General features: G+C 54.2%; 20 protein-coding genes and 1 other annotated feature. Of the genes, 5 read left to right on the top strand and 15 right to left on the bottom strand.

Features of this window, described 5'->3' with window-relative positions; all coding sequences use genetic code 11:
* Window positions 1–314: 314 nt before the first annotated feature.
* Together BRO54_RS10800 and trpS are read left to right on the top strand one after the other, a co-directional pair.
* The gene (locus BRO54_RS10800; RefSeq protein WP_042379610.1) at window positions 315–689 is read left to right on the top strand and encodes a DUF3899 domain-containing protein; all 375 of its coding nucleotides are present in this window, start codon (window positions 315–317) and stop codon (window positions 687–689) included.
* A 50-nt stretch (window positions 690–739) separates the two neighbouring features.
* Window positions 740–974: a binding site (T-box leader), on the top strand.
* Window positions 975–1,024: 50 nt separating this feature from the next.
* Complete coding sequence (gene trpS / locus BRO54_RS10795; RefSeq protein WP_015374152.1) at window positions 1,025–2,011, top strand: tryptophan--tRNA ligase; 987 nt, start codon at window positions 1,025–1,027, stop codon at window positions 2,009–2,011.
* Window positions 2,012–2,072: 61 nt separating this feature from the next.
* Here the strand turns inward: trpS and BRO54_RS10790 are convergent, their stop codons facing one another.
* The 5 genes from BRO54_RS10790 to BRO54_RS10770 form a co-directional block, all read right to left on the bottom strand.
* Window positions 2,073–2,813, bottom strand: coding sequence for a YjbA family protein (locus tag BRO54_RS10790; RefSeq protein WP_042379603.1), 741 nt, complete (start codon window positions 2,811–2,813; stop codon window positions 2,073–2,075).
* A gap of 85 nt (window positions 2,814–2,898) precedes the next feature.
* The gene (locus BRO54_RS10785; RefSeq protein ID WP_011230308.1) at window positions 2,899–3,105 is read right to left on the bottom strand and encodes a YuzI family membrane protein; all 207 of its coding nucleotides are present in this window, start codon (window positions 3,103–3,105) and stop codon (window positions 2,899–2,901) included.
* Between the two features lie 136 nt (window positions 3,106–3,241).
* Window positions 3,242–4,045, bottom strand: a complete 804-nt coding sequence (locus tag BRO54_RS10780; RefSeq protein WP_042379600.1) for a DUF2268 domain-containing putative Zn-dependent protease — start codon at window positions 4,043–4,045, stop codon at window positions 3,242–3,244.
* A gap of 145 nt (window positions 4,046–4,190) precedes the next feature.
* Complete coding sequence (gene fabF, locus BRO54_RS10775; protein ID WP_042379598.1) at window positions 4,191–5,429, bottom strand: beta-ketoacyl-ACP synthase II; 1,239 nt, start codon at window positions 5,427–5,429, stop codon at window positions 4,191–4,193.
* A 40-nt stretch (window positions 5,430–5,469) separates the two neighbouring features.
* A complete protein-coding gene (locus BRO54_RS10770; protein WP_013523164.1) occupies window positions 5,470–6,402 on the bottom strand; it encodes a beta-ketoacyl-ACP synthase III in 933 nt (310 codons plus the stop codon).
* Between the two features lie 256 nt (window positions 6,403–6,658).
* Here BRO54_RS10770 and BRO54_RS10765 point away from each other — a divergent pair, with 256 nt between their 5' ends.
* Window positions 6,659–6,910, top strand: coding sequence for a hypothetical protein (locus BRO54_RS10765; RefSeq protein WP_074043910.1), 252 nt, complete (start codon window positions 6,659–6,661; stop codon window positions 6,908–6,910).
* Between the two features lie 34 nt (window positions 6,911–6,944).
* On the opposite strand, the gene BRO54_RS10760 is transcribed toward BRO54_RS10765, so the two are convergent.
* Window positions 6,945–7,685 (bottom strand): alpha/beta fold hydrolase, encoded by a 741-nt coding sequence (locus tag BRO54_RS10760; protein WP_074043909.1) that lies wholly within the window; start codon window positions 7,683–7,685, stop codon window positions 6,945–6,947.
* 134 nt (window positions 7,686–7,819) lie between these two features.
* Here BRO54_RS10760 and BRO54_RS10755 point away from each other — a divergent pair, with 134 nt between their 5' ends.
* Complete coding sequence (locus BRO54_RS10755) at window positions 7,820–8,008, top strand: YjzD family protein (protein WP_042379809.1); 189 nt, start codon at window positions 7,820–7,822, stop codon at window positions 8,006–8,008.
* A gap of 219 nt (window positions 8,009–8,227) precedes the next feature.
* On the opposite strand, the gene clpB is transcribed toward BRO54_RS10755, so the two are convergent.
* From clpB to argC, 9 genes are all read right to left on the bottom strand, one after another.
* On the bottom strand, window positions 8,228–10,822 hold the full coding sequence (clpB, locus tag BRO54_RS10750) for an ATP-dependent chaperone ClpB (protein WP_021321873.1): 2,595 nt from the start codon (window positions 10,820–10,822) through the stop codon (window positions 8,228–8,230).
* Window positions 10,823–10,929: 107 nt separating this feature from the next.
* Window positions 10,930–11,109, bottom strand: a complete 180-nt coding sequence (locus BRO54_RS10745; protein ID WP_011230299.1) for a YjzC family protein — start codon at window positions 11,107–11,109, stop codon at window positions 10,930–10,932.
* 190 nt (window positions 11,110–11,299) lie between these two features.
* Entirely contained in the window at window positions 11,300–12,238 is a 939-nt protein-coding gene (argF, locus tag BRO54_RS10740; RefSeq protein WP_074043908.1) for an ornithine carbamoyltransferase, read from the bottom strand.
* The gene (locus tag BRO54_RS10735) at window positions 12,235–15,363 is read right to left on the bottom strand and encodes a carbamoyl phosphate synthase large subunit (protein ID WP_033845508.1); all 3,129 of its coding nucleotides are present in this window, start codon (window positions 15,361–15,363) and stop codon (window positions 12,235–12,237) included. The genes argF and BRO54_RS10735 overlap by 4 nt, the downstream gene beginning before the upstream one ends.
* Entirely contained in the window at window positions 15,356–16,420 is a 1,065-nt protein-coding gene (locus BRO54_RS10730) for a carbamoyl phosphate synthase small subunit (RefSeq protein ID WP_074043907.1), read from the bottom strand. Before BRO54_RS10730 ends, BRO54_RS10735 begins: the two co-directional genes overlap by 8 nt.
* A gap of 88 nt (window positions 16,421–16,508) precedes the next feature.
* On the bottom strand, window positions 16,509–17,669 hold the full coding sequence (locus tag BRO54_RS10725; protein WP_074043906.1) for an acetylornithine transaminase: 1,161 nt from the start codon (window positions 17,667–17,669) through the stop codon (window positions 16,509–16,511).
* Window positions 17,666–18,442: an acetylglutamate kinase gene (argB, locus tag BRO54_RS10720; RefSeq protein ID WP_074043905.1), complete on the bottom strand. Its 777-nt coding sequence runs from the start codon at window positions 18,440–18,442 to the stop codon at window positions 17,666–17,668. The genes BRO54_RS10725 and argB overlap by 4 nt, the downstream gene beginning before the upstream one ends.
* A 12-nt stretch (window positions 18,443–18,454) precedes the next feature.
* Complete coding sequence (gene argJ, locus BRO54_RS10715; protein ID WP_074043904.1) at window positions 18,455–19,687, bottom strand: bifunctional ornithine acetyltransferase/N-acetylglutamate synthase; 1,233 nt, start codon at window positions 19,685–19,687, stop codon at window positions 18,455–18,457.
* 17 nt (window positions 19,688–19,704) lie between these two features.
* Window positions 19,705–20,739 carry an N-acetyl-gamma-glutamyl-phosphate reductase gene (argC, locus tag BRO54_RS10710; RefSeq protein WP_042379565.1) on the bottom strand — a complete coding sequence of 345 codons (1,035 nt, stop codon included), beginning with the start codon at window positions 20,737–20,739 and terminating at the stop codon, window positions 19,705–19,707.
* Between the two features lie 323 nt (window positions 20,740–21,062).
* Here argC and BRO54_RS10705 point away from each other — a divergent pair, with 323 nt between their 5' ends.
* Window positions 21,063–21,749: a Crp/Fnr family transcriptional regulator gene (locus tag BRO54_RS10705; RefSeq protein ID WP_044743382.1), complete on the top strand. Its 687-nt coding sequence runs from the start codon at window positions 21,063–21,065 to the stop codon at window positions 21,747–21,749.
* Window positions 21,750–21,813: the final 64 nt, after the last annotated feature.

The raw sequence follows: 21,813 nt of genomic DNA, 5'->3' as shown, positions 1-21,813 counted from the left end.
AGGATTTTTTTATTTTATTAAATAAAAAAATTTCAAACTACTTACAAACGGGATGAGGACGGATTGCATTTACACCTGCATTGTAACGACTTTTGCCACAATTGTAAACAAAAAATTTCTGCCTACAGAAAAAAGAAAACGCTTACAATATAATTTTTTTGCCCTTCCTCTCAGCTTCGAAGCAAATCTCTCCTGAACTTCCAGGTTTCTTCTATATTTTTCAATATAATTTTGTTAATAATTTTGACAACCTTCCCGCCCACATGATTTATGATAAAATAAGCAGTGAGAAGGGAAAGGCGGGAACAGACGACATGAAACAAACGGCTGTGCGGACTGGATGGCTCGTCGCCGCGATGCTGGCGGTGAGCGCACTCATCGTAATAGGGCAAGGAGCATGGACCACGGTGGCCTTTATTAACGTTTCGTTTTTGCTCTCCCTTTTGCCTCTGTCGCTTGGCGGGCTTTTGTTTGTTTATGAACGCGGGTTTTTCAGCGGATTCGCATACGGGTTTCGCCGATTGCGCAGGAATCGAACGAAGGTGGAGCGGTATCTTGAGGAAGCGGCAGCAGAACATGAATCGGATGAGCTGCTCGGTCCGCGGCGTTTCGCCATCACGTATCCGCTTCTCTTTTCTGGTCTGCTTCTGTTTCTGGCGATGATTGCCGCCGGATATGCCGTGCAATAAGGTTGCAACAGCTGAATGTTTTCCGTATAATATAAGGCAAATCTAGGATCAACCGAGCGATGAGAAAGAAGAGTACATATGGGCGATGCCTTCAGAGAGCTTGTGGACGGTGCGAACAAGCGGCTAGCCATATGGAATGGGCTTTCGAGCTTCCCGCCGAACCGGCGACGCAGTAGGCGAGGACGTTTCCCCGCGTTACAAGGGGCCATGCGCTAAGCATGGGCTGAGCGATTGCGCTTGTCGGCGCAATAAGTAGGGTGGCACCGCGGTCCTACCGTCCCTATCAGAGGGCTGGCAGGGCCTTTTTTATTTTTTGCTTGAGGGAGTGAAGATCGATGAAAACCATTTTTTCCGGCATTCAGCCAAGCGGCGTCATCACCCTTGGCAACTACATCGGGGCGCTGCGGCAGTTTGTCGAGCTGCAGCATGAATACAACTGCTATTTTTGCATCGTTGACCAACACGCCATTACCGTTCCGCAAGACCCACACGAACTGCGGCAAAACATCCGCCGCCTCGCCGCTTTGTATTTAGCAGTCGGCATCGACCCGACGCAAGCGACGTTGTTCATCCAGTCAGAAGTGCCGGCGCACGCTCAAGCCGCTTGGATGCTGCAGTGCATCGTTTATATCGGCGAACTTGAGCGGATGACGCAATTTAAAGAAAAATCGGCCGGCAAAGAGGCGGTCAGCGCCGGACTGCTCACGTACCCGCCGCTGATGGCCGCTGACATTTTGCTTTATAACACCGACATCGTCCCGGTCGGCGATGATCAAAAGCAGCATATCGAATTGACGCGGGATCTAGCCGAGCGCTTCAACAAACGGTATGGCGAGCTGTTCACCATTCCCGAGGCGCGCATTCCGAAAGTCGGCGCCCGCATCATGTCGCTTGTCGACCCGACGAAAAAAATGAGCAAATCCGACCCCAACCCGAAAGCGTACATCACACTGCTTGACGATGCGAAAACGATCGAGAAGAAGATCAAAAGCGCGGTCACCGACTCGGAAGGAACGATTCGCTACGACAAAGAAGCGAAGCCAGGCATTTCGAACTTGCTCAATATTTATTCGACGCTATCCGGTCAATCGATCGAGGAGTTGGAGCGGCAATACGAAGGAAAAGGATACGGCGTCTTCAAAGCCGACCTCGCTCAAGTCGTCATCGAAACGCTTCGACCGATTCAAGAGCGGTATCACCATTGGATGGAAAGCGAGGAGCTTGACCGCGTGTTGGATGAAGGGGCGGAAAAAGCAAATCGGGTTGCATCGGAAATGGTGCGCAAAATGGAGCAAGCCATGGGGCTCGGGCGGCGGCGGTAAATAGCCGCATCCAGCGAAGCCATACAAAAACGGGCTGGCGCCTATCGCCTTGGCCCGTTTTTTAATTGACTTTTGGTTCTTGCTCCATTTCCCACAGTTTTTCGAAAAATGGCTGCCCTTTGATCAAGTTTTCGCACAGCTGCTCATGCCGTTCGGACCACCCGTATTTCGTCTCGTTATACAATTGTTCCCACGCTTCATCAAAAGACATTTTTTGAATAGCGGCGTATTTTTCCGGCGCCCATTCCGTATACCAATAGCGCATCTGGGCAGTATTTTTTGTCGAATAAAGCTGGTCAAGCGCCATAAACAACAGCTGTTTCAACTGCCGCTCTTTGCGCGTGAGTCCGCACATCAGTTCCGGAGCCGGCGATAAAATGTGGTATTCTTTTTCATACCTCTGCAGCGGATAGTCCCGTTCCTCCGCTTCGGCCGCCATTTCGTAGACGAGTTGTTCCTGACGCGGAATGAGACGGCTTTTGCGAATCGGGATTTGATAACCGATTGTATCGACAGCCAAAACGCCGGCGCCGTCCGTGACAACGAAACAATAGTCCAGCTGAATGCGTTCATGGTTTTTGCGGACATACGCCTTCTGATGCACATCGTCTAGCAGCGGTTTTGGAAGATCGGACAAGCTGTTTTCAATGTAATGAAACAGGGCCGGGGATACTTTTAACAGCGGCACTTGGTCGAGCAGCTCGATTTGATCGTCCTTGCGCCATTCATGGAAATGGCAGACGTTGTATCCGTTCTCTTCTCCTTCAAACCAGTTGACCCAAATGTCGTGCAGATAAAGCATGCGAGACCCCTCACTTCCAGACGTGTTTGTCCATCAGTATAGGCAGAGGGGGAGAATTTTATTCCATTTCGTCCTCTTTTCCCCTCTAGGGGCTGCGGCTTGGAAACGTCAAGCTCCCCCACATCAAAAGAAGGCCAATAGGGAATAAATAGCATTCCACCCTTGTCGAAATATAAGATAAGTATTCGCTAAAACCGCGCTCTGGAGTGATGATGTTCAAATAGGCGATCACCATCATGCCGCCGACGACCGAAAAACCGAAACCGACCAAATAAAAAAACAGGCGGACCACCGGGCTTTCCCTTCCTTCTTGTCCACGTCCTTGTTCTACATATATGTCGGCGCCATGGACAACATGCCTGTTTGCGCCCGATGTCCCTAAGATTCTTGTGATAACCGGACAGCGGCGGTCGCCATGCGGTTTCGAGCTAAGACGCTCCTTGCTGTTTGCCTGAAAAGCCCGCCAACTCCGCGATGTCTTTCGCTTCCATCGTCATCAATTGGGCGAGCGAATATCCTCTTTCTAGGCAACGACGGATGATGGCATACCCAACGGCATAGCCCCCCATTTTCGGATGCCATCCAAGTCCGTACAAAATGCGGGAAGTATGTGGGTGCGAAACGGGCAAATGTTGGTTCGGGACAATATAACGCCGCCAAAACCGTTCAATCTCTCGATCGGTGTAATACTTCGTCCAGACCGCGCACTGCTTGACGCCGACCGTCTCGGCGACCGCATGCTCCGCCAATCCTTCCATAACGACTGCATCCAGCAACGTCGCATCTTCGCCTTCGTTCGGCAACTGCTTGAGACGGCATACATGGTTGTATTCATGCGCCACCAACGCGGCGATCTCCTCGTCGCAATGATCAGGCAGCAAGAAGAAAAACAATTTATCGGCAAACGCCACCCCGCCTTTTCCTTGGAATTCGCGCGCAAGCTTCCGGTTTTCGTCATCGGCCGGCAGCAAAAATACCGGAACGTCCGGTCCCTTCCATATCCCCCGTTGCCGTTCGTACAAACGGCCAAGACGTTCCCAAAGACGGCGCTCTTTCATCTCCGGCAAAAGCCGCTCGGCCTGCCGAGTGCTTCGGTACATGCCATACAGCCGTAAATAGCTGTAAATCTCACGCGCCGGCATCTTGCCAAAAAGCGGCGCCAACCTCGCGCACAACCGGAGCGGATCGCCTTCATCCTCTTCAAGCCATCGATCGGTTGGAAGCAATCCCATCGCTTTTCCCTCCTTTTCTCCTACGTTATGTCGGCAGGGAAAAGACGGTGAAACAAAACAAAAAAAGAGAGCCCGGCGCTGGACCGAAACCGCCGTCAGTCACGCGTTTTCGGCTCCGCTTAACCAAGGCTCTCCTTTTCATCCATTACGCATATTTTTGAAAAATCAATGTCGCATTATGGCCGCCAAATCCAAATGAGTTGCTTAAGACCGCACGCACGTCTTGCTTGCGCGCTTCATTCGGCACATAGTCGAGATCGCATTCCGGATCCGGCGTTTCGTAGTTGATCGTCGGCGGAATGATGCCGTCGCGGATCGCCAGCACGGAGAAAATCGCTTCCACCGCGCCGGTCGCCCCGAGCAAATGCCCGGTCATCGACTTCGTCGAGCTGACGGCGAGCTTATATGCATGATCGCCGAATACTTCTTTGATCGCCGCCGTCTCATACTTATCATTATACTCGGTGCTCGTGCCGTGGGCGTTGATGTAATCGATCTCCTCCGGCTTCAAGCCAGCGTCTTGAAGCGCCTGGCGCATCGCCCGCACGCCGCCTTCGCCGCCCGGCGCCGGCGCGGTGATATGGTACGCATCGGCGGTCGCACCGTAACCGACAATTTCTGCGTAAATCTTCGCGCCGCGGCGCAACGCGTGCTCCAATTCCTCAAGAACAACGATGCCTGCTCCCTCACCCATGACGAAACCGTCGCGGTTTTTGTCAAATGGGCGGCTCGCCGTTTTTGGATCTGGATTGGTTGAGAGAGCCGTATTGGCGCAAAAACCGGCGAACGACATTTTCGTAATCGGCGCTTCCGTCCCGCCAGTGATCATGACATCGGCGTCGCCGCGCTGAATGACTTTAAACGCATCACCGATCGAGTTCGCCCCGGTCGCGCAAGCGGTCACCGTGCACGAATTGATCCCTTTCGCTCCGAGGATGATCGATACTTGCCCAGCGGCCATATCCGGGATCATCATTGGCACGAAAAACGGGCTCACTCGGCGATAACCGCGCTGCTGGAAAATCTCAAACTGCTGTTCAAACGTCTCCATGCCGCCGATGCCAGAACCGATCCAAACACCGACCCGTTCAGCGTTGCTTTCATTAATGTCGAGATTGGCATCTTTGACCGCCATGAGCGCCGCAACGACGGCGAATTGGGTAAATCGGTCCATCTTCCGCGCCTCGCGGCGGTCGATAAACAGCGACGGATCGAAGTCTTTCACTTCCGCCGCCACTTTCGCCGGAAAATCGTCCGGATTGACGCGGGTGACAATGTCGATGCCGGACTGGCCGGCGATAATGTTTTTCCACGTCGTTTCTGCGTCATTCCCAAGCGGGGTGACGGCGCCTATGCCTGTCACGACGACTCGTCTTTTTTCCATCGTTTCCGTCTCTCCTTTTATTTCGATAATATACGTGCCGTTAACGGCCCCAGCGCAAAGCGATCGCGCCCCACGTCAGCCCGCCGCCGAATCCGACCATAATGATGAGATCATCGTCATGGATTTTGCCCGCTTCCAACTCTTCGACAAGCGAAATCGGAATGGATGCGGCCGACGTGTTGCCATATCGACGGATGGTTGTCGATATTTTCTCTTCCGGCAGCTCGAGCCGCTGTCTGGCCGCTTCGACGATGCGAATGTTCGCTTGATGCGGAATGAGAAAGTCGACATCGTCTTTCGTGAGCCCGGCTTTTTCAAGCACACGCACGCTTGATTCTCCCATTTGCCGGACGGCGAACTTGAATACTTCACGGCCGTTCATGACGATATATTCGTCTTTGTATAAATGTTTTCCTCCTGTTCCGTCAGCTCCTAATTCGAAAGATAAAATCCCGCGCCCGGGCGACACCGGACCCATGACGACCGCTCCGGCGCCGTCGCCGAACAGCACCGCCGTGTTGCGGTCGGTCCAATCGGTGATTTTCGATAGTTTGTCTGCCCCCACTACTAATATATACTTGTAGGCGCCTGTGTCAATAAATTGGGCGGCCGTGACCATCCCGTACATAAACCCCGCGCAGGCAGCGCTAATATCAAGCGCAGCGGCGTTGACGGCGCCAAGCCGCTCTTGAAGCATGCAAGCGACCGACGGAAACGGACGGTCCGGAGTGACGGTGGCAACTAAAATGAGATCAATGTCCTTCGCCTCCATGCCAGCGTCTTGAAGCGCCTTTTCTGCGGCAAAATACGCCATATCGGACGTATCGATGTCATCCGGAGCGATGCGGCGCTCCTCAATCCCTGTGCGCGTCCGGATCCATTCATCCGATGTATCCATCATTTTTTCCAAATCAAAGTTGGTCAACACTTTTTCCGGCACATAGCGGCCGACCCCGATAATTCCTGCTCCCATATCATCCATCTCCTCTTTCTTTCCCAAAATGAAAAAAACGCTCGCGCTGACAACCAAACTTGAATGTACAATCAGTCTACATCACCAATTATTATTACTTGGTACTAATTTTAGCCGAAAGAGCGTGGATGCGCAATAGAAAACGAAAGTTGAACCAGCGCTTTCCGTGCCCCTAAGGCATTTGTCCAAACCGCTTTTTCCTTTCTGCCATACAATACAAATACGAGCAACCATCGCATGAAAGGGAGGATCGCCCATGGCCAACGGCGAAGCACGAGAACAACATCGCGAACGACAAGACCGTTTTTCCCGCCTAATGTTCGGATCTTTTCCTTCTCGCGCAACCGGCGAGCGCGAAGATCAAGGGAGCGGGGCAGAGCAGCCTTTACTGCCGAACATCGATTTCATGAAGCTGTTTGAAAACGTCAATACGCTAGCCGACTCATTGCAACAATTAAAACCGCTCGTGAAAAAGATCACCTCGCTCGTCGACTTATTGAAAAAATAGCAGACGCACCGGTCGATGCGTCTGCCCTTGTCGTTTACGGGAGTTCATTGTATTGGCAGAAAAATTGCCCGATTTGCCGAGCCAGTTGGCGCCGTTTCTCCGGCAGCTCGTAAACGACGCGCACCCGGTTGTTTGTCGTTTTCATCCATTGTTCATATTTACGGCTATGCAAGGCGGATGGATACGGGCTCACTCCGGCCAGCTGCCAAATCGTCACCGGAACGTCATGAGGACTGAGAAAGAGGGACGGAACAGCCTCCAGCACCTCCTCTTCTTTCAAGCCATAGGCAGTCGCGATTTCCTTCACCATCCGCCGGTACACGAATGGATGTTCCTGTTTATAGTCAAGCTGGGCGCGTACGTCAAGGCAAGGGTTGATCATGGCGACGGCGCGGATTTGACTTGGCATGGCGCCAAGCAGTTGCAAGGCAACGAGCGCGCCCATTCCTTCGGCAACGATATAGATGCGCTGGTTCACAATTTCGCTTTTCAACACCGAGTAAATGAGCTGGCGCGCCAGCCGGACCGCTTTCGGACTTCCCCAATGCCGGCCGTACAAATGGGACGAAAAGACCGTGTATCCGCGTTCCAACCAATCTTCCAGCCATTGGCGCCGCCCCGGATGCTCGAGCCAAAAACTCGTCTGTTCGTTCACAAAATGGTCGCCGTCGCCCATTAAAAAAAGGGCAAACCCATTTGGGCGCTCCGGCACGTGAACGATGCACCATTGCTCATCGAGTTGAAAAAACCGCCGTTGTCCTGCCATCGTTTCCATTCACCCTTGTTTGGCAATGCATAATGGTACAGTATACGATATGCGCGGCCAAAAAAAATCGTCCGGGTATATGCCTACGCGACAAATTGTGATAAGATAAGAAAAGGAATGACGAGAAGATGGGAGGAACAAAGATGCGCTTGTTTTGGACGTTTTTTTGGACGTTTTTGCTCGTGCAAATGGCAACGTACGTCATGGGCTCGATGCAAGGGATCGGCTATCACTTCGCGACCGGTGCTTTGCTTGGCGTCATCGTGACGATCTTAGTCTTCGTGATTGCAGCCTTGATTCCGGACGAGCCGGCCGGGGATCACCATCATTGATCATTCGCTTCATAAGACAACGCCTTGAGGTGAAAGTCCCAAGGCGTTGTTTTTTGTCATCTCTAACCGAGAATCCCCCCCACTTCAACACCTATATAGGGTAAGTGGAGGAGCACTCCATCCCTATTGATCTAGACTTGTGTTTTCCGTCCATGCTCAAACAATGCGACCAACCCCGGCAGACAGGAAGCACGTCTCTCCGCGTCGGCGGCGCCCCCTTCAGCTCGTTTGCGCCGACGGACGAATGACGATCTGCCCGTTGTCAACATCGACCGTGACGGTGCTGTAATCTTTCACCCGCCCAGCGATCAGCTCTTTCGCAAGCGGCGTTTCGATCTGCTTTTGCATAAACCGCTTTAAGGGGCGGGCGCCGTAGACCGGATCGAAGCCCGCTTCGGCGATGTATTGCTTCGCCGCTTCGGTCAGCACGAGTTCGATATGCCGATCGGCCAAACGGGCCGACAGCTCGCGGGCGAACTTTTCGACGATGCCTTTCACTTCATTCATCGACAATGGCTTAAACAAGACGATATCGTCGATCCGGTTTAAAAATTCTGGGCGGAAATGGGCGCGCAGTTGGTCAAACACTTGTTTGCGCGTTTCTTCATCGATGTCGCCCTGTTTGTTTTCCAACAACAGCGGCGATCCGATGTTCGATGTCATAATGACGACCGTGTTTTTAAAGTCGACCGTCCGCCCTTGCGAATCGGTGAGCCGTCCGTCATCCAGCAGCTGCAGCAGGATGTTGAACACTTCCGGATGAGCTTTTTCGATTTCATCGAACAACAGAACGGAATACGGCTTGCGCCGCACTGCCTCGGTCAGCTGGCCGCCTTCCTCATAGCCGACATAGCCGGGCGGCGCTCCGATCAAGCGGGAGACGGCGTGTTTTTCCATATACTCGGACATGTCAAGACGGATGAGCTGCTCCTCACTGTCAAACAGCGCCTCGGCGAGCGCTTTGGCCAGTTCCGTTTTGCCGACGCCGGTCGGTCCGAGGAACAAAAACGATCCGATCGGGCGGTTCGGGTCTTTCATGCCGGCCCGCGCCCGCAAGACGGCGTCAGCGACAAGCTCGACCGCTTCGTCTTGACCGATGACCCGTCTATGCAGCAATTCATGAAGGCGAAGCAGCTTTTCCCTCTCTCCCTCGACGAGGCGGGTGAGCGGAATGCCAGTCCAGCGTGACACGATTTCGGCAATCTCTTCTTCCGTCACTTCCTCGCGCAGCAATTTCCCTTCACTTTGCTCACTGATTTCTTGCTCGAGCTGTTTGAGTTGCTTTTCCAACTGCGGAATGCGGCCATGGCGAAGCTCCGCCGCCTTGTTTAAATCATACTCGTTTTCCGCCTCTTCCAGTTCGCGTTTTGCCCGCTCGAGCGCCTCGCGCAAACGGCGGACGCGGTCAAGCGCCTCTTTTTCTTTTTGCCATTGCGCTTTCATGGCGTTCGCCTTTTCACGCAAATCGGCAAGTTCTTTTTGCAATGCCGCAAGCCGCTCGCGGCTCGCTTCATCCGTTTCTTTGCTTAAGGCCGCCTCTTCAATTTCAAGCTGCATGACGCGGCGCATCACTTCGTCCAGCTCCGACGGCATCGATTCCATTTCCGTCCGGATCGTCGCGCACGCTTCATCGACCAAATCGATCGCTTTGTCAGGCAAAAAGCGGTCAGAGATGTAACGGTCGGACAAAACGGCGGCCGCGACGAGCGCGCGATCGTGGATTTTCACTCCATGGTGCACTTCATACCGTTCTTTCAATCCGCGCAAAATCGAAATCGTGTCCTCGACACTCGGCTCTTGGACAAGCACTTGTTGGAAGCGGCGCTCGAGCGCCGGGTCTTTTTCGATGTATTGCCGGTACTCATCAAGCGTCGTCGCCCCGATGCAGCGCAACTCGCCGCGGGCAAGCATCGGCTTGAGCATATTGCCGGCGTCAATCGCCCCTTCCGCTCTGCCGGCGCCGACGATCGTATGCAGCTCGTCAATGAACAATATGATGCGGCCGTCGCTTTTTTTGATTTCGTTTAACACCGCTTTCAGCCGTTCTTCAAATTCACCGCGAAACTTTGCTCCGGCGACGAGCGCGCTCATATCAAGAGCGAAAATCGTTTTGTCTTTCAGCCCTTCCGGGACATCTTTGCGCACGATGCGTTGAGCGAGCCCTTCGACAATAGCGGTCTTCCCGACGCCCGGCTCGCCGATCAACACCGGGTTGTTTTTCGTCTTCCGCGACAAAATGCGGATGATGCGGCGAATTTCACTGTCGCGGCCGATGACCGGGTCGATTTTTCCCGCTTTCGCTTCCGCGACAAGGTCGCGCCCGTATTTTGCCAACGCTTCATAGGTTGCTTCCGGATGTGGACTCGTCACGCGTTGATTCCCCCTTACGTTTCTCACTGCCGCTAATAGTGCTTCCTTCGTCAGTCCAAACGACGCCAGCTGCCGAGCGACCGGCTCGGCGCCATGAGGCAACGCGAGCAGCACATGTTCGACCGATATGTACTCGTCTTGCATTCGCTTCGCTTCGTTTTCCGCCTCCTCAAGCAGCCGCGCTAAGGCGGGCGCAACATACAGCTGCCCGTCCGCCCCATGCACTTCAGGCTTTTGGCGAAGCTGGCTGCGAAGCCAGTCAGCGGCCTTTTCCTTGTCGGCGCCGGAAAGCTCCACGAGCCGCGGCGCCAGGCCGCCTTCTTGTTCGAGCAGCGCAATCAGGAGATGCTCGACATCAAGCTGTTGATGATGTCGTTCTTTGGCGAGCGACTGCGCCGCCATCAGCGCCTCTTGCAGTTTTTCCGTCAAACGGCTTGCGTCCATGCCGTTCCCTCCATTTGACCTTCTTTGACCATAAATCATTATAGCCGATCGCGAAGCACACGGCAAATCAAAAGCCACTCCATACTTGGAATGGCTTTTGTTGTACTTCACGGTTTGCGCAAATACGTCCAATGCCGATTATGGTTCGACGTTTCCGGGAACGTATCGCCGGCTTTCAGTTTCAGCTTTTTCGGGTGTTTTACATTGTCGCCCGTTTCGCCGATTTCAATGTACACGCCGTTGTTCGGCGCTTTATCCCCTGGTTTGAAATGGCGCGGTTGGCCCATTTGTTTCATCCCCCTTGCTTCGATTGCATTTGTTAGCATTCCCGGTTTTGCCGCTGTTCATAAGAAGGGAAATGATGGGGCCGCCGCACACGGAGCGTCAAGCCTTCACAATAAAAACGTTTTTTCTCATGAAAATCCTTTTCCTTGCAAAGAACAAAAAAGGAACTCCCGAAACGGGAATTCCTTTTTCCTATAGGATCGACACTAAAATCGCTTTTTGGGCATGAAGCCGGTTGCCGGCCTGCTCAAATACGACCGAGTTCGGGCCGTCCATGACGCCGGCCGTCACTTCTTCGCCTCGATGGGCCGGCAGGCAATGCAAAAAGAGGTAATCGGGTTTGGCCGCTTTGGCGAGCTCTTCATTCACTTGGTACGGCTGGAACACTTGAAGCCGCTCGGCGCTTTCGCTTTCTTGGCCCATGCTCGTCCATACGTCCGTATAAATCGCATCCGCTCCGGCCACTGCCTCAAGCGGGTCGTGCGTCACAACAACTGTTGCTCCGGTTTTCTCGCCGATCTGGCGCGCCGCCTCGACGTATTCCGCCTTCGGCTCATAGCCTGGCGGACAGGCGATGGCAACATCCATGCCGACTTTGGCGGCCGCAACAAGCAAGGCGTTGGCGACGTTGTTCCCGTCGCCGACATAGGCGAGTTTGACGCCTTGGAACGTTTTCTTCGCTTCGTAAATCGTCAGCAAATCCGCCAGCGCCTGGCACGGATGATCGTCGTCCGTCAAGCCGTTGATGACCGGAACGGACGCATACTCGGCCAATTCCTCGACTTTTTGATGGGCAAACGTCCGAATCATAATGACATCGACGTATTGCGACAAGACGCGCGCCGTATCCGCAATCGTTTCACCGCGGCCAAGCTGCAAATCGTTGCCGTTTAAATACATCGCCTGGCCGCCAAGCTGGATCATGCCGACTTCAAACGACACGCGCGTGCGCGTTGAGGGCTTTTCAAAAATCATCGCCATTGTTTTGCCGGAAAGCGGCGCATACGGCACGCCGGCTTTTTGTTTCGCTTTTAAATCGGCTGCTAGCGCCAACAAGTCCATAATTTCGTCTGTTGAAAAATCGAGCAGCGTTAAAAAATCTCTCCCTTTTAATGACATCACTGCATTCATGCGATCACCGCCTGTTCTGCCTGTTTTTTCTTTTCCAACCAGCCGTGGATCGGCTGCACATCAAGATGATCCACATCGAGCGCCTGCAAGAAGAGCTTCAATGTCTCACGTTCCGTGAAGACGAGCAATTGTCGGGACAACGCAGTCATTCGTTTGTTTGCCTCGTCTTCCTCTTTGCCCAAGTTGATCACCGCGAGCGCCGTGTCGCGCTTCACCCAATCGGCAAATGAACCATCTGAAACGATGGTCAGCTGTTTCGCTGTCATCTCCGCCTCCAGTTCGGCGTCGATGTTGCCGATGACGTAGATCTCGTTCGCGTTCGCTTTCTTTTGCAAATACGGATAAAATGCTTTATACGCCGCTTCTTCCTTCGTCGCGGCGATGCTGATGCCTTCACCGGTCGATTTCATCTCCGGTCCAACCATCGGGTCAACCCCCGGCAGCTTATGGCTCGAAAAGACCGGATACTTTAACACGGCGTACGGCATGACCGCCAATCCGCGAGCTTTTTCGTCAACGATGTCGACGAGTGATTTCCCAAGCAATAACTTTGTCGCAATTTGCGCCAATGGCACGCCGGTCGTTTTGCTGACGATCGGCACCGTCCGGCTGGCGCGCGGGTTCACTTCCAGGACGTATACATTGCCGTCCGCAATGACGTATTGAATGTTCATGATTCCTTTAAAGCCAAGTTTTTTCGCAATCCGGCCCGCATAGTCGATGATTTTCGCTTTTTCTTCGTCTGTGAGCGTCTGCGCCGGCAGCCAAGCATAGCTGTCGCCGGAGTGGACGCCGGCTTTTTCGACATGTTCGATAATCGTCGGCAGTAAAATGTCCGTCCCATCCGTGGCGATGTCGGCCTCCGCCTCTTTCCCGTCCAAATACGCATCGATCAAAATCGGATATGTCAACTCGCCTTGCTCAATCAAAGCGGCGAGCTGCGCCTCGCTATGGACGATAAACATGCCGCGGCCGCCGATGACATACGACGGGCGAAGCAGCACCGGGCAGCCGATCTCGGCCGCTTTGGCGGCGAGCTCCTCGGCGTTGTTCGCCATCAAGCCCGGTACGTGCGGGATGTCAAGCTCCTCGAGCAACTGGTAAAAACGATCGCGATCCTCAAGCTGGTCAATCATATCGTACGTGACGCCCAACAGCGGCACACCTGCTTCTTCGAGTCCTTTGACCAAATTGATCGCCGTCTGTCCGCCAAACTGAACGATGACATGCTTGATTTGTTCCGCTTCAATGACATCCAAGACGCTCTCTAAGGTAAGTGGCTCAAAGTAAAGGCGGTCGGCGACGGCAAAGTCCGTGCTGACGGTTTCTGGATTGTTGTTGATCATCACCGTTTCATAGCCTTCTTTTTGCAAGGCGAACACGCTATGAACGGAGCTGTAGTCAAACTCAATGCCTTGGCCGATGCGAATGGGTCCAGCTCCAATGATCAGCACTTTCTCCTTGCCGCTCGCTTTCTTCCGCTCGTCTTCGCCGAAATAGGTTGAGTAGTAATAATCCGTTTCCGAATGAAATTCGGCCGCGCACGTGTCGACCATTTTGTATGACGGCACGATGCCAAGTTCCTTCCGCTTGTTGCGCACATCAAGCTCCGTCACGCCCCACGTTTCGGCCAAAAAGGCGTCGCTTGCCCCTTTTTCTTTCAAGAAGCGCAACGTCGGCTCATCGATCGTATCGATCGTGGTGGCTGCCGCCTGTTTTTCGAGCGCCACGAGCCGTTCGAACGAAGCAAGGAAAAAGCGGTCGATTTTCGTCCATTCGTGAATGGCTTCGACCGCCACCCCGCGGCGGAGCAGTTCCAAAATGGCGAAAAAGCGGCGGTCGTCTTTGTCGACAAGCAGCTGTTTCAGCTCGTCATCCGTTTTCGCCGAAAGCTCCGGCAAAAACAGTCCGTTGTTTTTTCCCTCGAGCGACTGCACCGCTTTTTGGAATGCCCGCTCCATATTGCGATCGATCGCCATCACTTCCCCGGTCGCTTTCATTTGCGTACCGAGCTTCCGGTCCGCGTGCGGGAACTTGTCAAACGGCAAGCGCGGAAACTTGACGACGACGTAGTCCAAGGCCGGCTCGAAGCTGGCGTACGTCGTTTTCGTCACCGGATTGACGAGTTCCGCGAGCGTATAGCCGACCGCCAGCTTCGCCGCAATGCGGGCGATTGGATAGCCGGTCGCTTTCGAGGCGAGCGCTGACGAGCGGCTGACGCGCGGGTTGACTTCGATTAAGTAATATTGTTTGCTGTTCGGGTCAAGGGCGAACTGAATGTTGCAGCCGCCGATGATCCCTAATGCGGAAATGATCTTCACCGCCGACGAACGGAGCATTTGGTACTCCTCATCGGTCAACGTCTGCGACGGTGCGACGACGATCGAATCGCCCGTGTGGATGCCGACTGGATCGACGTTTTCCATATTGCAAACCGTGATGCACGTATTCGACTGGTCGCGCATCACTTCGTATTCAATTTCTTTAAACCCGGCGACGCTCCGTTCGATCAAACATTGGCGGATCGGGCTTTCGGCCAGCCCTTTTTCCACGAGCGCGAGAAACTGCTCCATGTTTTCGGCAATGCCGCCGCCCGTCCCGCCGAGCGTATACGCGGGACGAATAATGATCGGAAAACCGATTTGTTCGGCAAACGCGACCGCTTCCTCAACGCTTGTGACAATTTCGCTCTCCGGCACCGGTTCGCCAAGCTCATGCATTAACGCGCGGAACGCTTCGCGGTCTTCCCCGCGCTTGATCGCTTCAATCGGTGTTCCGAGCAGTCTCACCCCATACTTTTCAAGCACGCCGGCTTCATGCAGCTGAAACGCCAAGTTGAGCCCTGTCTGGCCGCCAAATGTGGCGAGCAGCCCGTCCGGGCGTTCTTTGGCAATAATCGCTTCGACCGCATCGACGGTGAGCGGTTCAAAATACACGGCATCGGCATGAACTTCATCGGTCATGATCGTCGCCGGATTGTTGTTCACTAAAATGACGCGGTATCCTTCTTCCTTTAAGGCGATGCACGCTTGTGTGCCGGAATAATCAAACTCGGCGGCCTGGCCGATGACAATCGGCCCCGACCCGATCAGGAGAATCGACTGAAGCGAAGAATCTTTAGGCATAGACGTTCTCTCCCTTAAACACGGTTTGCAAAAATTCGTCGAAAATATAGCCGGTATCGTGCGGCCCCGGATGCGCCTCCGGATGGTATTGCACGGACAAAATCGGTTTATGGCGATGGACGATGCCCTCGACCGAACCGTCGTTGACGTTGATGAAACGAATGTCAAACGGTTTGCCCACCAAACTGCCTTCTTTGACGACATAACTATGGTTTTGCGATGTCATCATCACGTTTTGTTTCACCGCGTCCCACACCGGTTGATTGGCGCCGCGATGCCCGAAGCGGAGTTTTTCCGTATCCGCCCCGTACGCCAAGGCAACGAGCTGATGGCCAAGGCAAATCGCAAGCGTCGGATACCGGTCGATCAGCTGACGGATAGCGGGAAGCTGATGGCGTAACTGTTTCGGATCGCCTGGGCCGTTCGAGAGGACAAGCCCGTCCGGTTTCAGCGCGTCAATCGCTTCCGGCGCCGTATCATGCGGCACAACCGTCACCCGGCAGCCGCGTGCAAGGAGCGACTGCAAAATCGACTTTTTATAGCCGAAATCGATGAGCACCAAATGCGGCCCGGCTTCGCCGTATGTTTCGATCGTTTTCGTTGACACCGCGCGCACTGGAAACGCCGCTTCCTCATCAGCAACTGCTGGAATCGGCGACAAACTTAATTCCGCCATCATCGTCCCAGCGGTGCGGATTTCTTTCACAAGGGCGCGCGTGTCCACGTGCGTGAGAAGCGGAATGTTCCAGTGCTGCAAGTATTCTGCCAAGCTGTATTTCGCCCCGTAATGAAATCCTGTGCCGCTCGCTTCGTAGACGACGACCGCTTCGACGTGCGGCCGCTTGCTTTCAAAATCGTCTTCATTAATGCCATAATTGCCGATCAGCGGGTACGTAAAAACGATGATTTGGTTTTTATACGACGGGTCGGTCAACACTTCTTGATAACCGGTCATGCCGGTGAAAAAAACGATCTCCCCGCTCACCTTTTCTTCAAGCGGAGCGGCGAGCTCGCCGCTGAACGTTTTTCCGCTCGCCACATGCAAGTACGCTTTCATTGGCGCCACCTCATCGTTTGAGTTTTTATAACCGTTCAAGAATTTTTATGCATGAACAGGAATAAAAATTAAGCCGTCGGCCGTCCGTTTACAAGACGGCTGAGGCGTTGGCGTTGTTCAACACGTTTGTCAAAATGTCCACCGCTTCATCGATTTCCGCTTTCGTCACGACAAGCGGCGGCAGCAGGCGGATCACGTTCGGCCCCGCCGAAAGGACGAGCAAGCCGTTTTCATGAATCAATGGCAACAGCGGTGCGACGTCCGTTTGGCACTCGATCCCGACAAGCAGCCCGAGCCCGCGCACGTCCTTGACGATGTCAAGCGGGGCGAGCGCGTCATTGAGGCGCTCAAGCAAATAGCTGCCTTTCTCCTGCACTTCTTGCAAAAATACCGAATCGAACACAACTTCTAACGTCGCCTTGGCAGCGGCCATCGCGATCGGGTTGCCGCCAAACGTCGACCCGTGCACGCCAGGCCCAAACGACTCTTTCAAAAACGCTTTGCCGATCATCGCACCAACCGGAATGCCGCTGCCAAGTCCTTTCGCCACGGTGATGATGTCGGGCTCCACGCCGAAATGCTGGTAAGCAAACGGCTTTCCGGTCCGGCCGATGCCGGTTTGCACTTCGTCAATGATCAGAAGCGCCCCATGCTGTTGACACAGCTCCGCCGCTATTTGCAAAAACGCCGGGTCAACCGGGCGGACGCCCCCTTCCCCTTGGACGACCTCAAGCATCACCGCGGCCACTTCTTCGTTCATTGCCTGCTTGAGAGCGTCGACATCATTCAGCGGCAAGTGAATGAATTCCGGAAGCAGCGGACCAAAACCGCTATGCACTTTCTCCTGCCCGGTCGCGGCCATGGTCGCGAACGTCCGGCCGTGAAACGATTGGGAAAACGTGATCACTTTGTGTCGTCCGGTATGTTTGCGCGCCAGCTTCAGCGCCGCTTCGTTCGCCTCGGCTCCGCTATTGCAGAAAAAGACGCAGTCGCCGGCGCTGTGGGCGACAAGCAAGGACGCGACCTCTTCTTGAACGGGAATCGTAAACAAGTTCGATACGTGCCAATATTGATTCAGCTGCTTTTCAATCGCCTTTTGGACGTGCGGATGGCGATGGCCGAGATTGCAGACGGCAATGCCGGAGACAAAGTCGAGATATTGTTTTCCATTTACATCGGTCACAACCGTCCCTTCCGCCGCTTGGACGGCGATCTTCCAACGGTTGTATGTCGGAAACAGCGCGCTCATAAATATACCCCCACTTCTTTGCGAATCGTTGTCCCGTGCCATGTTCCGTTCTGGTAAAACGGCGTTTTGCCGCTGACGATCATCACCTCGGGCAGCGCATCGGACAAGGCGGACAGCGCCGCTTTCACTTTCGGAATCATCCCGCCAGTGATGACGCCGTCTTCGATCAGTCGTTCAATCGTTTCCGCCGTCGCCTCGGCCACGAGCGCGCCGTCTTGCAAAATGCCGGGCACGTTCGTCACAAACGCGAGCTGGCTGGCGCCGATGGCGGCCGCGACCGCCCCAGCCGCCGTGTCGGCGTTAATGTTGTATGTTTGCCCGCTTTGGTCGATGCCAAGCGGCGAAACGACCGGAATGTAGCCCGCCTCAAGCAGCGTGCGCAAAAGACGGGAGCGAACCGTTTTCACACGGCCGACATAGCCAAGTTTGGCAAAGTCAATCGGTTCAGCTTCAAGCAGCCCCCCGTCCACGCCGGAAACGCCGACCGCCGGCAAGCCGTTCTGCCTGAGCATCGCCACAAGCTGTTTGTTCACTTTGCCGGAGAGCACCATTTCCACAACGGCAAGCACCTCTTTCGTCGTTTTCCGCAAACCGTTGACAAACTCGCTCGGCACCGCCAGTTTTTTCAACATTTGCCCGATTTCCGGCCCGCCGCCGTGGACGATGACGACATCCATCCCTTGTTCCCGCATCATTTTCACGCTGGCAAAAAAGGCGGGAGACAGCTCATCGAGCACGCTGCCGCCGCATTTGATGACGACCGTTTTCCCCATCTTTCTCTCCCCTTACGTCCGATAGCTGGCGTTGATTTTCACATAATCGTACGTCAAGTCGCAGCCCCACGCGACGCCGAAGCCATCGCCTAAGTGCAAATCCACCTCAATGACGACCGTCTCTTGTTGCAAATACGCCGTCGCTTCTTCTTCCGAGAACGGCTGCGGCTCGCTTCCTTTCAGCATCACAATCTGCCCGATCGCGACATCAACGTTGTCCGGATCAACGTCAGCGTCCGCATAGCCGATCGCGCCGATGATCCGCCCCCAGTTGGCATCCGCGCCGTAAACGGCCGTTTTCACTAAGTTGGAGCCAACGATTTGCTTCGCGACTTTTTTCGCCTCATCGTCCGTTTTCGCGCCGCGCACGCGCACTTCAATGAGCTTCGTCGCCCCCTCGCCGTCTCTGGCGATTTGCTTCGCCAAGTCTTCGCACGTTTTCCGCAGCGCCTCGTAAAAGTGTTCCCAATCCGGATGATTCGGCGTCAGCTCGTCATTTCCAGCAAGGCCGCTCGCCATCACGACAACCATATCGTTCGTCGACGTGTCGCCGTCGACCGTAATTTGGTTGAACGATACATCGGTAATCGACCGGAGCGCATCATGCAGCACCGCCGAAGAGATGTTGGCATCGGTCGTAATGAACGCGAGCATCGTCGCCATGTTCGGATGGATCATCCCCGATCCTTTCGCCGCCCCGCCGACGGTGACCGTTTTCCCGTCGATGGTCGTTTGGTAACAGGCGCGCTTCATCACCGTATCCGTCGTTAAAATCGCCGTTTGAAACGCCTCAGCATCCGCCATCGTCGCCCCTGGAACGAGCTTTTCGATGCCCGCGCGAATTTTTTCCATCGGCAAATATTCCCCGATCACGCCCGTTGAAGCGACGGCCACATGGTGCAGCGCCAGGCCAAACTGTTTCGCGCACAGCTCGCGCATTTCATAGGCGTCGCGAAGCCCCTGCTCGCCGGTGCAGGCGTTCGCGCATGCGCTGTTGACGATGACCGCCTGCAATTTTTGTTCTACAGCGAGGCTCGCCTGCGTCACTTTGAGCGGTGCCGCCTGGAAGTGGTTTTGCGTATACACCGCCGCCGCCGAAGCTGGCACGTCGCATAGAATAACCCCTAAATCTTTTTTCGAATAGCGCAGCCCGGCGTGCACCCCAGCCGCTTGAAATCCTTTCGGTGTGACGATGGTTCCATCGGCAAGCGCCGTCACTTGCGCCGTTTGTTTCGTTGCTGTCATCGTTCGTTCCCCTTCCCTCACGGATAGATCGGCAGGAAGCGGAGGCCCTCGGCCTCATCCAAACCCATCATCAAATTGAAGTTTTGCACCGCCTGCCCGGCAGCGCCTTTCATTAAGTTGTCGATCACCGACACGACCGTCACCCGTCCCGTCCGTTCATCGTAGGCGAGGCCGATGTCGCAATAATTTGAGCCGTACACTTCTTTCGTCGCCGGAAATTGCCCGACCTTGCGAACGCGGACAAACGGTGAACCTTCATAACTTGTTTTATATAAATCTACCAAGTCGTTTGGCGAAAGCGGCTGTTTCGCCTTCGCATATATCGTCGCCATAATGCCCCGTGTCATCGGAATCAAATGGGTGCTGAACGTAATCGGCTCCATCGCTTCATTCCACGTTTGCAGCGTTTGCTCAATTTCCGGGATGTGCTGATGGACATTTACTTTATAAATTTTCACGTTTTCGTTCACTTCGGAAAAGTGCGTCCCGAGCCCTGCTTTTCGTCCTGCGCCTGATACGCCAGACTTGGCGTCAACGATGATCGAGTCTTCCTTAATCAATCCTTCTTTGACAAGCGGCGCCAGGCCAAGCAGCGTCGCCGTCGGATAACAGCCCGGGTTGGATAGGAGCACGGCCTCGCGCACCGCCTCCCGATTCCACTCGGTCAGCCCGTATACCGCCTTTTGCAAATATTCCGCTGGCGCCGCCTGCCGTCCGTACCATTGTTCGTACACCGCTCCGTCTTTCAAACGGAAATCGCCCGATAAATCGATCACTTTCACTCCCCGATCAATAAGCGCCGGCGCCCACTCCCCGGACACCCCGGGCGGCGTGGCGAAAAAGACCGCATCGTAACGGGAAAGCGCCTCGATTTCAAGTTTATGCAACACCGCACCATCGACCGAGCCGACGTGCGGGAAACTTTCCGATAAATGAACCCCGTCCTGCGACGACGAGAAAACGTCGCAGCGGCTCACATGCGGATGCCCGTGCAACAAGCGGAACAACTCCGCGCCGCTGTACCCCGTCGCCCCGATAATGGCTACGTTCATCATGTTCCCCCTCACCCGTATGCCTCATGTAGTTCTCATTATAATACTGTATAAAAATAAAATCAAATGTATATTTAATAATTTTCGAGGATTTTTTTCTTGTCCCTCCCTAAACCTATGGGAAACGAATACCGATTTGTCCCGGCAGCCAAAGTGCATCCTTGGCTCAACCGCCCTCATGCCCTCCGGATGTAAAGACTTTCACAAACGATTCCATCGATGTTCAACAAGTTTTCAATCTTTCCACTATCCTTATATTGACTTCCCTCTTTTTTCCTGTACACTTTTATATAGCGATACATTTTACGTAAGGTTGTGATCGGATGAACGAGATTGAATCTCGTGAATGGCAGAAGTGGCTTACATCGCTTGGGCGCGATCTTCGCCTTGAGAAGGGAACGTACTTGTTTCAAGAAGGGGAAAAAGCAGACGACATTTACTATATCCAATCGGGGAAAATCCAAATCAGCAAAATGGACATGGACGGACGGGAGCTCGCGCTGCGCATTTGCAGCGAGGGCGATTTGATCGGCGAGCTGACGCTGTTTTGCCCTGGCGCCCGCTACATGCTGACGGCGAAAGTGCTCGAAGACAGCGTTGTTTCCGCCATTCCGCGCGAAATGCTCGAACAAGAGCTCGCCAATCATCCGACGCTGGCGATCGAGTTTATGAAATGGATGAGCCTCCATTTCCGCAAAACACAGACGAAATTCCGCGACCTCATTTTGCACGGCAAAAAAGGAGCGCTCTATTCGACGCTCATCCGTTTGTGCAACAGCTACGGCGTCATGCAGGAAGACGGCATTTTGATCGACGTGCCTCTTACGAACCAAGAGCTCGCCAACTTTTGCGGCACCGCCCGTGAAGTCGTCAACCGCATGCTCGGCGATTTGCGGAAAAAAGGCGTCATCTCCGTGCAAAAAGGAAAAATTCGCGTCCACAACTTGCAATATTTGCGTGACGAAATCGCCTGCGAAGGCTGCCCGCCCGAGCTGTGCCGCATTGACTGACGGGCGGGTGCGGCAAAAAAAGGAGCTGACCCAAAAGAGCGGTAATGTTCCTATTTAGGGCGAC

This window comes from Geobacillus proteiniphilus (assembly GCF_001908025.1).
GTDB lineage: Bacteria > Bacillota > Bacilli > Bacillales > Anoxybacillaceae > Geobacillus > Geobacillus proteiniphilus.
The sequence above is the reverse complement of the archived record's forward strand: the minus strand, read 5'-3'. Positions and strand labels throughout refer to the sequence as shown.

What these genes read in the sequence shown, in the direction of transcription:
- BRO54_RS10800 (WP_042379610.1), top strand. Translation starts at nt 315, where the DNA reads ATGAAACAAACGGCTGTGCGGACTGGATGGCTCGTCGCCGCGATGCTG.
- trpS (WP_015374152.1), top strand. Translation starts at nt 1,025, where the DNA reads ATGAAAACCATTTTTTCCGGCATTCAGCCAAGCGGCGTCATCACCCTT.
- BRO54_RS10790 (WP_042379603.1), bottom strand. Translation starts at nt 2,813, where the DNA reads ATGCTTTATCTGCACGACATTTGGGTCAACTGGTTTGAAGGAGAAGAG.
- BRO54_RS10780 (WP_042379600.1), bottom strand. Translation starts at nt 4,045, where the DNA reads ATGGGATTGCTTCCAACCGATCGATGGCTTGAAGAGGATGAAGGCGAT.
- fabF (WP_042379598.1), bottom strand. Translation starts at nt 5,429, where the DNA reads ATGGAAAAAAGACGAGTCGTCGTGACAGGCATAGGCGCCGTCACCCCG.
- BRO54_RS10770 (WP_013523164.1), bottom strand. Translation starts at nt 6,402, where the DNA reads ATGGGAGCAGGAATTATCGGGGTCGGCCGCTATGTGCCGGAAAAAGTG.
- BRO54_RS10765 (WP_074043910.1), top strand. Translation starts at nt 6,659, where the DNA reads ATGGCCAACGGCGAAGCACGAGAACAACATCGCGAACGACAAGACCGT.
- BRO54_RS10760 (WP_074043909.1), bottom strand. Translation starts at nt 7,685, where the DNA reads ATGGAAACGATGGCAGGACAACGGCGGTTTTTTCAACTCGATGAGCAA.
- BRO54_RS10755 (WP_042379809.1), top strand. Translation starts at nt 7,820, where the DNA reads ATGCGCTTGTTTTGGACGTTTTTTTGGACGTTTTTGCTCGTGCAAATG.
- clpB (WP_021321873.1), bottom strand. Translation starts at nt 10,822, where the DNA reads ATGGACGCAAGCCGTTTGACGGAAAAACTGCAAGAGGCGCTGATGGCG.
- BRO54_RS10745 (WP_011230299.1), bottom strand. Translation starts at nt 11,109, where the DNA reads ATGGGCCAACCGCGCCATTTCAAACCAGGGGATAAAGCGCCGAACAAC.
- argF (WP_074043908.1), bottom strand. Translation starts at nt 12,238, where the DNA reads ATGAATGCAGTGATGTCATTAAAAGGGAGAGATTTTTTAACGCTGCTC.
- BRO54_RS10735 (WP_033845508.1), bottom strand. Translation starts at nt 15,363, where the DNA reads ATGCCTAAAGATTCTTCGCTTCAGTCGATTCTCCTGATCGGGTCGGGG.
- BRO54_RS10730 (WP_074043907.1), bottom strand. Translation starts at nt 16,420, where the DNA reads ATGAAAGCGTACTTGCATGTGGCGAGCGGAAAAACGTTCAGCGGCGAG.
- BRO54_RS10725 (WP_074043906.1), bottom strand. Translation starts at nt 17,669, where the DNA reads ATGAGCGCGCTGTTTCCGACATACAACCGTTGGAAGATCGCCGTCCAA.
- argB (WP_074043905.1), bottom strand. Translation starts at nt 18,442, where the DNA reads ATGGGGAAAACGGTCGTCATCAAATGCGGCGGCAGCGTGCTCGATGAG.
- argJ (WP_074043904.1), bottom strand. Translation starts at nt 19,687, where the DNA reads ATGACAGCAACGAAACAAACGGCGCAAGTGACGGCGCTTGCCGATGGA.
- argC (WP_042379565.1), bottom strand. Translation starts at nt 20,739, where the DNA reads ATGAACGTAGCCATTATCGGGGCGACGGGGTACAGCGGCGCGGAGTTG.
- BRO54_RS10705 (WP_044743382.1), top strand. Translation starts at nt 21,063, where the DNA reads ATGAACGAGATTGAATCTCGTGAATGGCAGAAGTGGCTTACATCGCTT.